We start from the raw sequence: 14,535 nt of genomic DNA on the forward strand, positions 1-14,535 counted from the left end.
TGATGTGCCCTTTGAAATGGTCAGACGGCGACGTCGCTTTGCAGCAGGGCTTCTGCCATGCCGGTCATGATTGCGCGCTTGCCGGTGAAGGGTTCGCGACCATGCACCGCGAGCATGTTGTCGATGAACAACACGTCGCCCTGCTGCCAGCTGAATCGCACCAGCGAGTCGAGGTAGGCCGCACGCAGCGACTCCAGTACGTGCGGTTCGATCGGTTCGCCGTCGCCATAAAAGGTGTTGGTAGGCAGGTCGAGGTCGTTGAAGTTGCTTTGCAGCGAATCGCGGATCACCGGTGGCAGGGTGCTGATGTGGAAGAAGGTCGCGTGGTTGAACCAGACTTCTTCACCGGTACGCGGATGACGCACCACCGCCGGCCCGCGCTGACGGGTACGCAGGCGGTTGTTTTCCTTCCATTCCACTTCAATGCCGACGCTGGCGCAGTAGGCTTCCACTTCACTGCGGTCTTCGGACTGGAACACGGTCTGCCACGGCAGGCCGAAACCGTCGCCGTAGTTGCGCACGTACAGCACGCCTTTTTCGCGGAACCGCGCTTCGATCTCGGGGCTGATGCTGGCCTTCACCGCACGGGTCGAGCCGATGGGGGTTTCGCCACCGGTCTGGGACGGAATGTGGCAGTAGAAGAACAGCCGAAGCGGGAAGCGTGGGGAATAGGAATGTTCGTTGTGCGGGAAAATCATCTGGTCGGCCGGGTAGTCGGTCGAGGTGTAGATGTTGCCGCCGACCCGAGTGCGCGGCGAGGCGCGGAACATGTATTCCAGCGCGCCGGGGGAGAGCGCAGCGATGACCTGATCGAATTGCTCCACGGACAGCACCGAGAACCCGCGAAACAGCAGGGCGCCGTATTGCAGCAGTTTTTTCTCCAGAGACTCGCGTTCACCGGTCGCCCAGGCGACCAGATCGACGCCGCCGACCACTGGTTCAATCACCAGCGGCAAAGCGTGGTCCGGGCTCAGCAGACGTTCGCTGACCAGTTGCTGTTCCGAGACGTTCATGGCTTTGCGGCGCACGGCGCCAAGGGCACGAGACGATGGGGGCACGATAGACATAAAGGCATCCAACTCGGTTAAAGGGTCAATGAGCGACGTTTGGTTTGCTTCATCTGGCTGCGACCGGCCAGGGCTTGGGACTGTTGGCGTTCACGCTGGAACGCCTGATCCCGGGTACCCAGCCGTTCGGCCAGTGCCGACAGCGGTTCGTCCAGCAGGTTTTGGATCTCGTCCAGCAGGTAGGTCCACAGGTGTTGCAGGCGCAGGGCGCGATCCTGATCGAAGTATTCGCCGCGGTACTTGAGGGTCGCGTCGATGCCTGCGGCGCCATGCACCAGATCGAGCACCAGGTGGAAATCTCCCGGCGCTTGCGCCACGTCCAGCGCGGTCATGTGCGCACCGGCGATAGCGGTCGGGGTTACCCGTGACGGTTGATAGTTGAGTTTGACCTGGAACAGCGGCGAGTGATCCGGGCGGCGCTCCGGCGCCAGCGCCGACACCACCAGATCGAAAGGCAGGCCCTGGTGGGCATAAGCCAATCGCGCCTCATCGCGCACCCGTTCAAGGAAACCGGCCAGTGTCGGTTCGCCGTGCAGGTCACAGCGCAGGGTCAGCTGGTTGACGAAGAAGCCGATGACGTCGTTGTGTTCCGCCAGCGGACGGCCGCTGACATCGGTGCCCAGCAGAAACTGTTGCTGCCCGCCGAGTTGCTTGAGCACCAGCTGATAGCTGGCCAAAAGCAGCATGAACAGGGTCATGCCTTGCTCGCGTGCTAGCGCTGCAAGGTGTTCGCAGGTGGCCTGGGGCACCGTGAAGTTCAGACTGTGCTCGCCCTGGGTCTGGCCGCTGCCACCCAGTTCGAGGGTTTGTGGCATGTTTGCCAGATGCTCACGCCAGAAGACTTGTTCGGTGGCGATCCGCTGTTCGCTCCAGTGCATGGCTTCCCATTGGGCGAAATCCAGGTACTGCACTGGCAATTCGTCGTCGGTGGCGCCTGCCAGTTCCGCCAGCAGCACTTGCGCCGAGCGCCCGTCGAAAGCGATGTGATGCAGGGTCAGCAGCAGGTCATGCTGCTGGTCATTCCGGCTGAGCAACTGCGCACGCAGCAGCGGTCCGGTTTCGAGTTCGACCGGTGTGGCGTGTTCGTTGGCCAGGTTGTCGCTGAGTGCTTGTTGCTGCTGCGACTCGCTCTGATCACGCAGGTCATGCCAGGTCAGCGGTACGTCCGTGGCCGGCAAAACCTGTTGCTGGGGGCCATCGATACTGTCGCGATACACCGTGCGCAATACGCTGTGCCGTATGACCAGATTGTTCAGCCGCAGCGCCAGGGTTTCAATGTCCAGTGGGCCTTGCAGGCTCAGGTGCAACACCAGGTTGTGCCGGGTATCGTCCGGGTTCAATTGACGCAAGAACCACAGGCGACTTTGCGCGAATGATTGACGACTTTGGCCGACACCCGCACGCGCGATCGATGGGCTGGTCGCTGGCGACGGCTCGCTCAGGAAAACCTGCAAGGCCAGCGCCCATTGCGCCAGGGTTTGTTCGCCGAACAGGCATTGGGTGTCAAGGCTCCAGCCCAGATCCTTGTACAGGCGAGCGGCAAAATCGGCCACGCTGATGGAGTCCAGGCCGAGGCCGATCAGGCTGAGTTCAAAGTCTGCCGCGATGTACGGATTGACCTCGCGCAGGGTTTGCTCAAGCCATTGGCGGCACGCGGGCTGTGCGAGTTGCGGTGTACTGCCCACCAGGTGCTTCAGTTGAACGAGGTCAATGGTTTCGCTGTTCGAGGCGATCTGCCCACCGCTTTGGGCGATGATGCTCAAGGTGCCGGCAGCCAATTGTTTGCGCGCGCCTTGACGGGCGATTTTGCCGCTGGTGGTCATCGGGATAGTGCCGGCTTCCACCAGCACGATCTGATCGATGCCGCAGTCGGCGGCTTCGCGCACGGCGTTTTGAATCGACGCGAACAGCGCCGGGTGATGCGCCGGGTCGACGAACTTGCGCTGTGGCTCGGCGACGATCACCAGTTTCTCGCGGCCCAGCACCGGGTCCATTTCCGAGAACGCGGCGATGCGCCCAGTGCGAATGCCCGGCTCGGCATCGGTAATGGCGAATTCGATGTCGTGGGGGTACAGGTTGCGCCCATTGAGAATCAGCAAGTCCTTGAGTCGCCCGCAGATCACCACCTGACCTTCGTGCATGAAGCCCAGATCACCGGAACGCAGGTAATTGCCGGGTTCGCCGACAATCCGTGCCTCAAAGGCTTCGCGACTGGCTTCGGGGTTTTTCCAGTAGGCTTCGGCGTTGCTCGGGCCTTTCAACCAGACTTCGCCAATGCGATCGGCGTTGCAGCGTTCATGGCTTTGTGGGTCGACGATGGCGATGCTGTGCAGCGCTTGCGGATAACCGCAGGCGACGAACTCCACGGCGGCGGCATCGGTGGCCGCCAACACGGCGCGACCGGTTTCCAGCACGGCTTTGTCCAGGCGCAGCACCACTGGCAAAGCATCGGCCGGCGTGGCACTGACACACAGCGTCGCTTCGGCCTGGCCGTAACCGGGGCTGATTGCCAACGGGTTGAGACCGCAAGGGGCAAAACGCTGGGCGAAGGCTTCGAGGGTACCGGGATGGATCGGTTCCGCACCGTTGATTGCGTGTTGCCAGGCGCTCAAGTCGAGCTGTGCGATGAGGTTGTCGCTGACCACCCGGTTGCACAGGGCATAGGCGAAGTTGGGGGCGAAACTGGCGGTGGCGCGGTAGCGGCTCAACGCTTGCAGCCAGGTCGACGGCGCGTTGACGAAGGTCTGCGAGGCCATCAGGTAGCAAGGCATGCCGCTGTAAAGCGGGGCCAACATGCCGCCGATCAGACCCATGTCGTGGTACAGCGGCAGCCAGTTGACCATGCCGCCATGCTCATCGAAGCCGTAAGCCTGGCGCATCAGTTCGACGTTGGCGATCAAGTTGCGCTGGCGTACTTCAACGCCTTTGGGCGTGCCGGTGGAGCCGGAGGTGTATTGCAGGAATGCCACCGTCGCACCATCGACATCCGGCCGTTGCCACTCACTGGCTGGCGGCGTGCCGAGATCCTGGACCGTCAACACGTCGACCTGGCCTTCCACCAGTTCCAGCAAACCCTGGCAATGATCCGCAGGCGAGAGGATCAGCGCCGGTTCGGCATCCACCACCACTTTGCGCACCCGGTCCAGGTGGCGCGGTTTGCGCGACGGTGGCGGGAACAACGGCACGGCGATCAGGCCGGCATATAAACAGGCGCAAAACGCACGGGCATAGTCGAGGCTGCTGGGCAGCATCAACAACACGCGATCGCCCGGCGCGTAGCGCGATTGCAACGCGGCCGCCAGCGATCGGGACTGCTCGTGCAATTGGGCAAAGGTCAGGGTTTCGCCGATCTCGACGCCGTCCGGCAAGAAGTGCAGGGCAGCACGCTGCGGGAAGTGCAGGGCGTTGGCCTCCAGCACTTCGATCCAGTGATTGAATGAAAACATGTGCAATTCACGCCATGGCAACGATGACTTTGCGGTCACCGGTGTAAGGATTGCGGCCGTGAGCGACCAGTCGATTGTCGAGCATCAGGATGTCGCCGGGCTGCCAGGGGAAACTGATGGCGGTCTGGCGATAGACCTCGCGCACGGTGTCGAGCACATCGTCGGGAATCGCCGAGCCGTCGCCGAAGTAGACGTGGCGTGGCAGGTTCTCTTCACCCACCGCCGCCAGCAGGCTGGCGCGTACACCCGGTTCAATGGCCGAAACGTGGAACAGGTGCGCCTGGTTGAACCAGACCCACTCTCCGCTATCGGGATGCTGCAGCACGGCGGCGCAACGCTGACGGGTGCGCAGGTCGCCATCGGCTTTCCATTCCCACTCGATGCCGTTGTCCAGGCAGTAACGTTCAACCTGGGCGCGGTCTTCGGTGTTGAAGACTTTCTGCCAGGGCAGATCCAGTGCGCCGCTGTAATTGCGCACATATAGAAGCTCACGGCTGGCAAACAGCTCGCGGATCTCGGCGGGCATGCGCTGGTAGATCAGGCGGCTGTCGGCAATCGGCGTTTCGCCACCGGTTTCACTGGCCTTGATGCAGTGGAACCAGATGCGCGCAGGCCATGGCCGGGTGTAGGCCTGCTCGTTGTGCAAGGGGATGAATTGATGAGCCGGGTATTCGGTGGAGCTGTACACCCCGGCGAAGACTTTGCTGCGTGGCGTGGAGCCGAATTCGTAGCTGGCCAGCGGTGCGCCGAAACTGGCGGCGAAGCGCTTGAAATCGATGGGCGTGGCGACGGTAAAACCACGAAACAGCACCCCGCCAACGGTGGTCAGTGCATGGGGCAGGCTGTCGCGGATCGACGCGTCGAGATCATGAATCGACTGTCCCGGCGTGGCCTGTACCAGCATGGGTAATGACAGTTCGCTGCCATCCGCTGGAGCAATGGAAAAAGGCTCGGAACGCCCGTTCAGGTGTTCGATTGAGGTCATCCTTGCACATCCTTCTTATCTTTATTTCGACCAGTCGCAGCAGCGTGGGCAGACCTGAAAACAGAGGCAGAGGTTGCCGGCGCAAAGCGTGACTGAATGTATTCGCTCTGATACACGGCGGCATATTAGTTACAAATGAGATGGATTATCAATCTTATTCCTTTAAATTTTTTTTTGAATTAGACTCCGCCCCGCTGGCGCAAAACAGCATTCGGCCGGCTGAAAAAACAACAAATATCTGTCGCAGGGGAGCGGGGCGTGAATTTCAAAAAGAACACAATTGCGTTGGCTGTGGGGGCGGCGGTGTGCCTGGTTAACGGCGCATGGGCGGCCGAACAGTCGCAGACAATGGAGATCGCTCCGATCACCGTGACGGGTGAAAAAATCAACCGCACCCTGGAGCAAACCCAGTCGAGTGTCGTCGTGGTGACCGACAAGCAACTGCGCGAGAAGGAGGATCACGATCTCGTCGACGTGTTCGCCCGAACGCCGGGTGTCTACAACCAGTCCGGTAATGAAAACTGGGGTATCCGCGGCGTGCCGGTATCCGGTTTCGAGGATCAGGGCCCGGCCGCTCTCAACGGCGCGGTTTCGGTGTTCGTCGACGGTGCCGCTCAGCCGAACCGTGCACTGACCCTTAGCCCTATGCCCCTGTGGGACGTCGAGCAAGTCGAAGTATTCCTCGGCCCACAATCCACTACCCAAGGCCGCAACTCCCTGGCCGGTGCGGTGGTCATCCAGACCAAGAATCCAACCTTTGAGCCGAGCTTTTCCGCGCAAACCAACGTAGGGAACTACAACGAGCGCGGCGGGGCGGTTGCCGGTGGGGGCGCGATCGTCGATGGCAAGATCGCCGGCCGTATCGCGGTGGATTACCAGGAAGGCGACGGTTACATCGACAACGTCTTCACCGACGATGACGCTAACCAGACCCGTACCGGCAATGCCCGTGGCAAGCTGCTGATTCTGCCCAATGACGATCTCGATGTACTGCTGACCTACGCCCATGGTGAAAGTCGCAAGGGTGACAACTCGGTCATGCGTCAGAACGACAAGATCCGTTATTACAAGGTGGCGTCCAACACCGACGCGTACGACAAACTCAAGCAGGACACTGTCAGCGCCAAGGTCGACTATCGCCTGGATGATAATTGGTCCCTCACCAGCCTCACCGCCAATACCGATTCGGACTACGACGCTCGTCTGGACTTCGACCAGTCAGCTGACGCCAACCAGACCGTTCTGCGCAAGCAGTATGGCGACCTGTTCAGTCAGGAGTTGCGCCTGAACTACAGCGGCGACACGGTGAAGAGTTTCGCCGGCCTCTACTACGGTCACAACACCAACAACTTTCAAGACCGGTTGTTCTTCGACGACAGCCTGTTCGGTACCGTCAAGGGCGATACCACGATCGAAAACAAGGCAGTGTTCGGTGAAGTGAACTGGACCTTCGCCCCACGCTGGACCTTGATCACCGGCCTGCGCTACGACCACGAGACCAACGACACCGACGTCAAGCAAGATGACTTCTCCCAGCCTGCTAAAGAAAAACAGACGTCTGATGCCGTGTTGCCGAAACTCGGTATCGACTACGAGCTGGCCGAGAATCAGTACCTGGGCTTCATGGTGCAGAGAGGCTATCGCGGCGGCGGCGTCAACGTCCGTGCCGGTAGCGGTCACGAAGCCTACGATCCGGAATACACCACCAACTACGAGCTGTCCTACCGTGGTTCGTTCATGGACAAGACCCTGCGTACCCGCGCCAACGTGTACTACACCGACTGGAAAGACCAGCAGGTCAGTGTGCTGAACCCGGACACCGAGTTCCTTGACGTGTTCAACGCCGGCAGCAGTGACATCAAGGGCCTGGAAGTCTCTGTTGAAAAAGACTTCGGCGAACAGTTGACCCTGAACGCCGGTGCCTCCGTCACCGATGGCAAATACAAGGACTTCGTCACGAGCGACGGCCGCGACATGAGCGGCGAGGATTTCCTCTTTTCGCCCAAGTACAAGATGTCTCTGGGCGGTACCTATCGCTGGAATGATCGTCTGACCCTCAACACCGACGTCATCTATCAGAGCTCCGCGCCGTCGGAGTACGAGTTCGATGCTGCTGGCCAGGTCACGGGTGAGCGCCGGAGCGACAACTACTGGCTGGCCAACTTCAACGCCGAGTACAAGCTCACCAAAAACGTGGCTGTATCCGGCTACGTGAAAAACGCCTTCGACAAGGAATACGTCACCAACAACCGCAGCGGTGACATCGTCGATGTCGGCGCACCGCGCACGGTGGGTCTGGTTCTACGCTACGACATGTAAAGCTACGACGAGATGGAAGCGGGGGAAGGATTTCCCGCGTCCGGTTTCACTGCTGTCGTGACCTGAAGCATTCGTTTCAGGCTGCCCCGTTTCCCTTCCAAACCCAGCCTCCATGGAGGAAATCATGAGTGCTTTTTCGAATGTCACGGCGGGTGGCGCGCAACAGCTACGTCTGTTGCATACCGGTCTGTCGAGCCCTTACTGCCTTGATTCGACGCCGATGCTGGAACGCCAGCAACTGCAGGAGTCCAACGCCCGCAGTTACCCGCGGCGCATTCCACTGGTGCTGGAGCGGGCCCACGGTATCTATGTGCAGGACAGTCGCGGGCAAGTGTTCGTCGATTGCCTGGCCGGTGCTGGCACCCTGGCGCTGGGGCACAACCATCCGGTGATTATCGAAGCCATCACTCAGGTCATGGCCTCAGGTGTGCCGATGCATACCCTGGACCTCATGACCCCGGTGAAGGACGCATTCGTACAGGAAATCTTCGGCTGCCTGCCAGCCGACTTTGCGCGAAACGCGCGCATCCAGTTTTGTGGCCCCAGTGGCGCCGACGCGGTGGAAGCAGCACTGAAGCTGACCCGCACCGCCACGGGCCGGCATTCGGTACTGGCCTTTGAAGGGGCCTACCACGGCATGACCCTGGGGACGCTGGCGATCAGCGGCAACCTGTCGCCGAAAAATGCGTTGGGCGGCTTGATGGCCGGCGTGCAACGCCTGCCGTTTCCCCATGATTACCGTTGCCCGTTCGGGGTGGCCGGCGAACAGGGCGTGACCTTGAACGTCCACTACCTCGAACATTTGCTCAACGACCCTGAAAGCGGCGTCACCGCCCCTGCAGCGATGATTCTTGAACCGATCCAGGGCGAAGGCGGAGTGATCACCGCCCCCGATCGCTGGATGCAGGAGCTGCGTCGGCTGACCCAGGCCAACGGCATTCCGTTGATCGTCGATGAAATCCAATGCGGCATCGCCCGCAGCGGCCGGATGTTCGGCTTCGAACACTCGGGCATTACCCCGGACGTCATTACCTTGTCCAAGGCCATCGGCGGCGGCCTGCCGTTGTCGGTGATGGTCTACAACGATTCCCTGGACGTGTGGCAACCGGGCGCCCACGCCGGCACTTTCCGTGGCAATCAGTTGGCGATGGCAGCCGGTACCGCGACCTTGCGTTTCATCCGCGACGAAGGTCTGGTGGCCCACGCCGAGAGCGCTGGCGCGCATTTGCGCAAACAGTTGTTGACGCTGCAAAGCGAATTTAACTGGATCGGCGATGTGCGTGGCCGTGGCCTGATGCTCGGCATGGAAATCGTCCACCCGCAGGGTGCCCTTGACGCTCAAGGCCATCCGCCGGTGGACTCCGCTCGGGCCAAGGCCTTCCAGCAGGCATGCCTGCAACACGGTCTGATTGTCGAGCTGGGCGGCCGTCACGGTGCCACCGTACGCTTCCTGCCGCCGCTGATCATCACCGAACAGGAGATCGATTTCGTCGCGCAGATCCTGTTCCGCGCGGCCAGTGCGATCAGCGAGCGTCCGCTTCGCTGAGTAGCCGCTGCAGGAGGGGCCTGCCGACCGCAATCGGCAGGCCTTTTTTCATTGGACAGGGAGTGGCAATAAAAAAATGTCAAAACATTGTCAGGCTCTGATTGATTCCCTGGCCGTCATCTATTGAAAGGCTGGAAAGTTCAGAGAGCTACAATAGCCGCTTACTACGCATGGAGAGGGACCTCGCGGCAAAGGTCGTGCCGACTACATGTTCGACGTCCCATCGTTCAACGGGCGCCTGGATCCAGTTCAGGAAGACTCAGCGAACTGGCTTTCTGCTCTTTCGATATGTAGCCAGTGAAGGCACAATGCGCATCCTTTTTTTGGCTGGCCTTGCCGGAGGCCTCGAAATGATCAAGACGCCGTACTACCTCATCGACAAACAAAAGCTGCTGGCGAACATGCAGAAGATCGCTTATGTGCGCGAACAGTCCGGGGCGAAAGCCCTGCTGGCACTCAAGTGCTTCGCCACCTGGTCGGTGTTCGATCTGATGCAGCAATACATGGACGGCACTACGTCGTCGTCGCTCTATGAACTCAAGCTCGGTCGACAGAAGTTCGCTGGCGAAACCCACGCCTACAGCGTGGCCTGGGCCGACGACGAGATCGAGGAGATGCTCGACAACTGCGACAAGATCATCTTCAACTCCATTGGCCAGTTGCAGCGCTACACTGAAGCTTCAGCAGGCAAGGTGCGCGGTTTGCGGGTCAACCCGCAGGTGAGCAGCTCGGATTACCTGCTAGCCGATCCGGCGCGGCCATTCAGCCGTCTGGGCGAGTGGGATCCGGTGAAGATCGAGCAGGTCATCGAGCAGATCTCGGGCTTCATGTTCCACAACAACTGCGAGAACGCCGACTTCGGCCTGTTCGACCAGATGCTGTGCACCATCGAAGAGCGGTTCGGCCATCTGCTGCACAAGGTCGAGTGGGTCAGCCTGGGCGGCGGCATTCACTTCACCGGTGAAGGCTATGCGATCGACAAGTTCTGCGCGCGGCTCAAGGCCTTCTCGCAAAAATACGGCGTGCAGGTCTATCTGGAGCCGGGCGAAGCCGCCATCACTCAGAGCGCGTCGCTGGAAGTCACCGTGCTCGACACCCTCTACAACGGCAAGCACCTGGCCGTGGTGGACAGCTCCATCGAGGCGCACATGCTCGATCTGCTGATCTATCGCCTGAATGCCAAGCTGGCGCCCAGCCAGGGCGAACACACCTACATGGTATGCGGCAAATCCTGCCTGGCCGGCGACATTTTCGGTGAGTATCAATTTGATCGTCCCTTGGCCATCGGCGATCGGCTGTCGTTCATCGACGCTGCGGGTTACACCATGGTCAAGAAGAACTGGTTCAACGGCCTGAAAATGCCGTCCATCGTAGTGAAACAACTCGACGGTAGTGTCGAGGTGGTTCGTGAGTTTGGTTACAACGACTACATGTCCAGCCTTTCGTAAGCTGGCAGAGAAGGAGAGAGAAAAAAATTGAAGAAGAACGTGCTTATCATTGGTGCAGGAGGTGTCGCCAAGGTGGTGGCCCACAAGTGCGCGCAGCACAACGATGAACTCGGTCGTATTGCTATCGCGTCGCGCAACATCTCCAAATGCCAGGCCATCATCGACAGCGTCAAGGCCAAGGGCAGCCTCAAAGAGCCCGCCGACATAAAAGCCTTTTCGCTGAACGCTATGGATGTCGAGGCGACCAAGGCGCTGATCCGCGAAACCGGATCGCAGATCGTCATCAACGTCGGTTCTGCCTTCCTCAACATGTCGGTACTGCGTGCCTGCATCGATACCGGTGTGGCCTATCTGGACACCGCGATTCACGAAGAACCGGGCAAAATCTGCGAGACGCCGCCCTGGTACGGCAACTACGAGTGGAAGCACCTCGAAGAATGCAAAGAGAAGAACATCACCGCCATCCTCGGTGTGGGCTTCGACCCGGGTGTGGTCAACGCTTATGCAGCGCTGGCGCAGCAACAGTATTTCGACCGTATTGATTCGATCGACATTCTCGACGTCAATGCCGGCTCCCATGGCAAGTATTTCGCCACCAATTTCGATCCGGAAATCAACTTCCGCGAATTCACCGGACAAGTGTGGAGCTGGCAGAACAGTCAGTGGACCAGCAACACAATGTTCGAAGTCAAACGCACCGACGACCTGCCGGTCGTAGGGGCGCAGAATCTGTACCTGACCGGCCACGATGAAGTGCACTCCCTGTCGAAGAACCTCGGCGTGCCCAACGTGCGTTTCTGGATGAGCTTTGGCGAGCACTACATCAATGTGTTCACCGTACTCAAGAACCTCGGCCTGCTCTCCGAACAACCGGTCAAAACCGCTGAAGGCCTGGAAGTCGTGCCGCTGAAAGTGGTCAAGGCCGTGCTCCCTGATCCGAGCTCGCTGGCGCCTGGCTACACCGGCAAGACCTGCATCGGCGACCTGGTAAAAGGCATCAAGGATGGCCTGCCGCGCGAAGTGTTCATCTACAACGTCGCCGACCACGAAGAAGCCTTTGCGGAAACCGACAGCCAGGGCATTTCCTATACCGCTGGCGTGCCACCTGTGGCGGCAGCCCTGCTGGTCGCCCGTGGCGAATGGGATGTGCAGCGCATGGCCAACGTCGAGGAGCTGCCAGCCGAGCTGTTCCTCAAGGCGCTGGATGTGATGGGCCTGCCGACCCGGATCAAGGACGAGAATGGAGACCGTCCCTGGAACTGAGTCGCGCAAAATACTGGTGAATCTCGTATTCCGCGCTAAACGCAAAAACGCCGCTCCTTGAGCGGCGTTTTTGTTTGTACGTCATTTGCCGGGCTTGCCCAGATGCCGGTCAGTTAAGCGAGTAAGCCGCTTTTCTGCAGGAGCCAGGCTTGCCCCGGTTAATCGCCATCACCCCGTTGCTCAGCCACCAACAGCAACGACTGCGGCACAGGACTTTGCGGGTGCTGCGGCTCCTGCAGGCCGGCCAGCCGAAAACCGGCCATGTCTAGCGCATTGAGCCAACTGGACAATGTTCGGAAGTACCACGGCATAGGTTGCCACTGCCCCTTGAACCCAGTGAAGGTCTCTTCCCGCCAACCATCCTGATAGTCGCCCGCCGCCGCGGTCCACGGATGCAGTGTCTGGATCACCAGCGCGCCGCCAGGGGCGAGCAGGGCGTTCATGGCGGCGAGCAGAGGGATGATGTCCTGGTGCAGCAGGGCGAAATTGGCGCAGATCAGGTCGTAGTTGCTGCCGATGTTCACCTTCGCCTCTGCCAACGCTTCATAGCTCGCCAAATGCACCCGCGAAGAGCCCGCCGCCCGTGCTGCCTCGACCAGCGTCGCATCGCCATCCACACCGACCGCCTCGATGGCCCGTGCGGCCAGCGCACGCAACAGCCAGCCCTCGCCGCAGCCCAGGTCGAGCACACGCTCGGGTTGGCGACTTAGTACCGCCAGCAGGATTGCCTGGTCGGTGACCTTGAGGCGGCTTTCGATGGTGCCGGTGCGGATAGCCTCGATCCAGGATTGGGCGTTGTGGTGCCAGCTCTGGAGGAGGGGGGATTCGGGGGCGGGCATTTCGATGTCCGGCGTTGTTGGGTGGATGAAAGGATAGGACAAATGCTGGTGTAAAAAATACAAAACTGCCGATACCTGGGGTATCGGCAGATCGGGTTTTGCCGCTCAGAAGCCTCAGACATGCACCGAGACGGATGTCCAGGTTTTTTAGCTATTTTTCCAGAGGCGGGGCGAGGCTTAGCGTTTCATGTGTGCGTTTTGGCGCCAGCAACCGCTCGACGGCGCCACTCACCATGTTTTCCATCAGATTATCGCGCTCTTGTTCATCCAGCGAATAGTGCGTCAGCCAACTGGGCGCGCTGTTGAGCAAGGCGGCAATGGCATGACCGGCGGCCATCCGGCCCTGCTCACTGAGTCGGGGTCGGACGCCGAGCATCAGCAGCAACTTGCGTTCGTACTGCTCGCGCAGTTGCCGGACCCGTTCCTGCTGCTCTTCAGTCAGGCAGCCGCTGTCGCGCTCCACCAGACGAAAATGCCAGGGCATTTCCTGATGCAGATTCAGGTGCGCGCGGATCAACTGGTTGAGTCTGTCGCGTTTTGCCGGGGCCGCGTGTTCGATGCGCCCCAGGGTGGCCAGCAGCTCTTCATAGAACTCCTCGATCAGGTCGAGCAGCATGTGCTGCTTGCTGGGGTAATGGTGATACAGCGAGCCCGGGGCGAGCCCCAGGCAGGTCGCGAGCTCACGCATGCCGACCTGACCGAAACCCTTGCTGGCAAAGAGCTCCAGCACCTTGTCCCGGTATTCGGCGAAGCGCGAGCAACGCTCAGGCGTAGGCATGGAAGCCGCGCCCCGTTTTACGTCCCAGGTAACCGGCGGCGACCATTTCCTTGAGCAGCGGAGCGGGGCGGTATTTGCTGTCGTTGAAGCCGTCGTAGAAGGCTTCAAGGATGGCCAGCACGGTGTCCAGGCCGATCAAGTCGGCCAGCGCCAACGGGCCGATCGGCTGGTTGCAGCCCAGGCGCATGCCGGCGTCGATGTCTTCGGCGCTGGCCAGGCCTTCCTGAAACACCAGGATCGCTTCATTGATCATCGGCACCAGAATCCGGTTGACCACGAAACCGGGACGGTTGCCCGCGGTGATCGCGGTCTTGCCGAGTATGGTCGCCATGTCCAGCGCCATGGCGTGGGTGGCATCGCTGGTTTGCAGGCCGCGAATCACTTCGATCAGGCCCATCACCGGCACCGGGTTGAAAAAGTGCAGGCCGATGAAGCGCTCAGGCTGGCTGACGCTGGCGGCGAGTTGGGTAATGGACAGCGACGACGTGTTGGAGGCAATCACGCATTCAGCGCTGACCTGCGCGGCGATTTGTTGCAGCACGCGCAATTTCAGGTCGAGGTTTTCGGTGGCGGCTTCGATCACCATTTGCACGTTTTGCAGGCTGTTGTAATCGGTACTGGTGCGAATCTTGTCGAGGGCCGCGAGCTTTTGCTCATGGGTCAGCGTGTTTTTGGCGACCTGCCGATCGAGGTTTTTATCGACGGTCGCGATTGCCTTTTGCAAGGCGCTCTCGGAAATGTCGATCAAGGTCACATGGAGGCCGGCCAAGGCGCAGACTTGCGCGATGCCATTGCCCATGGTGCCGGCGCCGATGACGCCAATGTTCTGAAGATTCATGCGCAT

10 protein-coding genes are annotated in these 14,535 nt (G+C 60.3%); 4 read left to right on the plus strand and 6 right to left on the minus strand.

Annotated elements, in window-relative coordinates; translation table 11 throughout:
* Positions 1-20: 20 nt before the first annotated feature.
* Genes PSH65_RS14715 through PSH65_RS14725 form a run of 3 tightly spaced genes read right to left on the minus strand, consistent with a single transcriptional unit; the run spans position 21 to position 5,498 of the window.
* Complete coding sequence (locus tag PSH65_RS14715) at positions 21-1,067, minus strand: TauD/TfdA family dioxygenase (protein ID WP_305426725.1); 1,047 nt, start codon at positions 1,065-1,067, stop codon at positions 21-23.
* Between the two features lie 17 nt (positions 1,068-1,084).
* Positions 1,085-4,513, minus strand: coding sequence for a condensation domain-containing protein (locus PSH65_RS14720; protein ID WP_305426726.1), 3,429 nt, complete (start codon positions 4,511-4,513; stop codon positions 1,085-1,087).
* Positions 4,514-4,520: 7 nt separating this feature from the next.
* Positions 4,521-5,498, minus strand: coding sequence for a TauD/TfdA family dioxygenase (locus PSH65_RS14725; protein ID WP_305426727.1), 978 nt, complete (start codon positions 5,496-5,498; stop codon positions 4,521-4,523).
* 258 nt (positions 5,499-5,756) lie between these two features.
* Between PSH65_RS14725 and PSH65_RS14730 the strand changes: the two genes are divergently transcribed.
* The 4 genes from PSH65_RS14730 (at position 5,757) to PSH65_RS14745 (ending at position 12,074) form a co-directional block, all read left to right on the plus strand.
* On the plus strand, positions 5,757-7,817 hold the full coding sequence (locus PSH65_RS14730; RefSeq protein ID WP_305426728.1) for a TonB-dependent receptor: 2,061 nt from the start codon (positions 5,757-5,759) through the stop codon (positions 7,815-7,817).
* A 124-nt stretch (positions 7,818-7,941) separates the two neighbouring features.
* The gene (locus PSH65_RS14735) at positions 7,942-9,363 is read left to right on the plus strand and encodes a diaminobutyrate--2-oxoglutarate transaminase (protein ID WP_305426729.1); all 1,422 of its coding nucleotides are present in this window, start codon (positions 7,942-7,944) and stop codon (positions 9,361-9,363) included.
* A 350-nt stretch (positions 9,364-9,713) separates the two neighbouring features.
* Complete coding sequence (gene nspC / locus PSH65_RS14740; protein ID WP_305426730.1) at positions 9,714-10,811, plus strand: carboxynorspermidine decarboxylase; 1,098 nt, start codon at positions 9,714-9,716, stop codon at positions 10,809-10,811.
* 27 nt (positions 10,812-10,838) lie between these two features.
* Positions 10,839-12,074 (plus strand): saccharopine dehydrogenase family protein, encoded by a 1,236-nt coding sequence (locus PSH65_RS14745; RefSeq protein WP_305426731.1) that lies wholly within the window; start codon positions 10,839-10,841, stop codon positions 12,072-12,074.
* 158 nt (positions 12,075-12,232) lie between these two features.
* Here PSH65_RS14745 and PSH65_RS14750 read toward each other — a convergent pair whose 3' ends face one another.
* The 3 genes from PSH65_RS14750 to PSH65_RS14760 form a co-directional block, all read right to left on the minus strand.
* The gene (locus PSH65_RS14750) at positions 12,233-12,913 is read right to left on the minus strand and encodes a bifunctional 2-polyprenyl-6-hydroxyphenol methylase/3-demethylubiquinol 3-O-methyltransferase UbiG (protein ID WP_305426732.1); all 681 of its coding nucleotides are present in this window, start codon (positions 12,911-12,913) and stop codon (positions 12,233-12,235) included.
* A 151-nt stretch (positions 12,914-13,064) separates the two neighbouring features.
* Positions 13,065-13,691: a TetR/AcrR family transcriptional regulator gene (locus PSH65_RS14755; RefSeq protein ID WP_305426733.1), complete on the minus strand. Its 627-nt coding sequence runs from the start codon at positions 13,689-13,691 to the stop codon at positions 13,065-13,067.
* Positions 13,678-14,529 carry a 3-hydroxybutyryl-CoA dehydrogenase gene (locus PSH65_RS14760; protein ID WP_305426734.1) on the minus strand — a complete coding sequence of 284 codons (852 nt, stop codon included), beginning with the start codon at positions 14,527-14,529 and terminating at the stop codon, positions 13,678-13,680. The genes PSH65_RS14755 and PSH65_RS14760 overlap by 14 nt, the downstream gene beginning before the upstream one ends.
* Positions 14,530-14,535: the final 6 nt, after the last annotated feature.

Origin of the sequence: Pseudomonas sp. FP603, assembly GCF_030687415.1 — a bacterium.
Lineage (GTDB): Bacteria > Pseudomonadota > Gammaproteobacteria > Pseudomonadales > Pseudomonadaceae > Aquipseudomonas > Aquipseudomonas wuhanensis.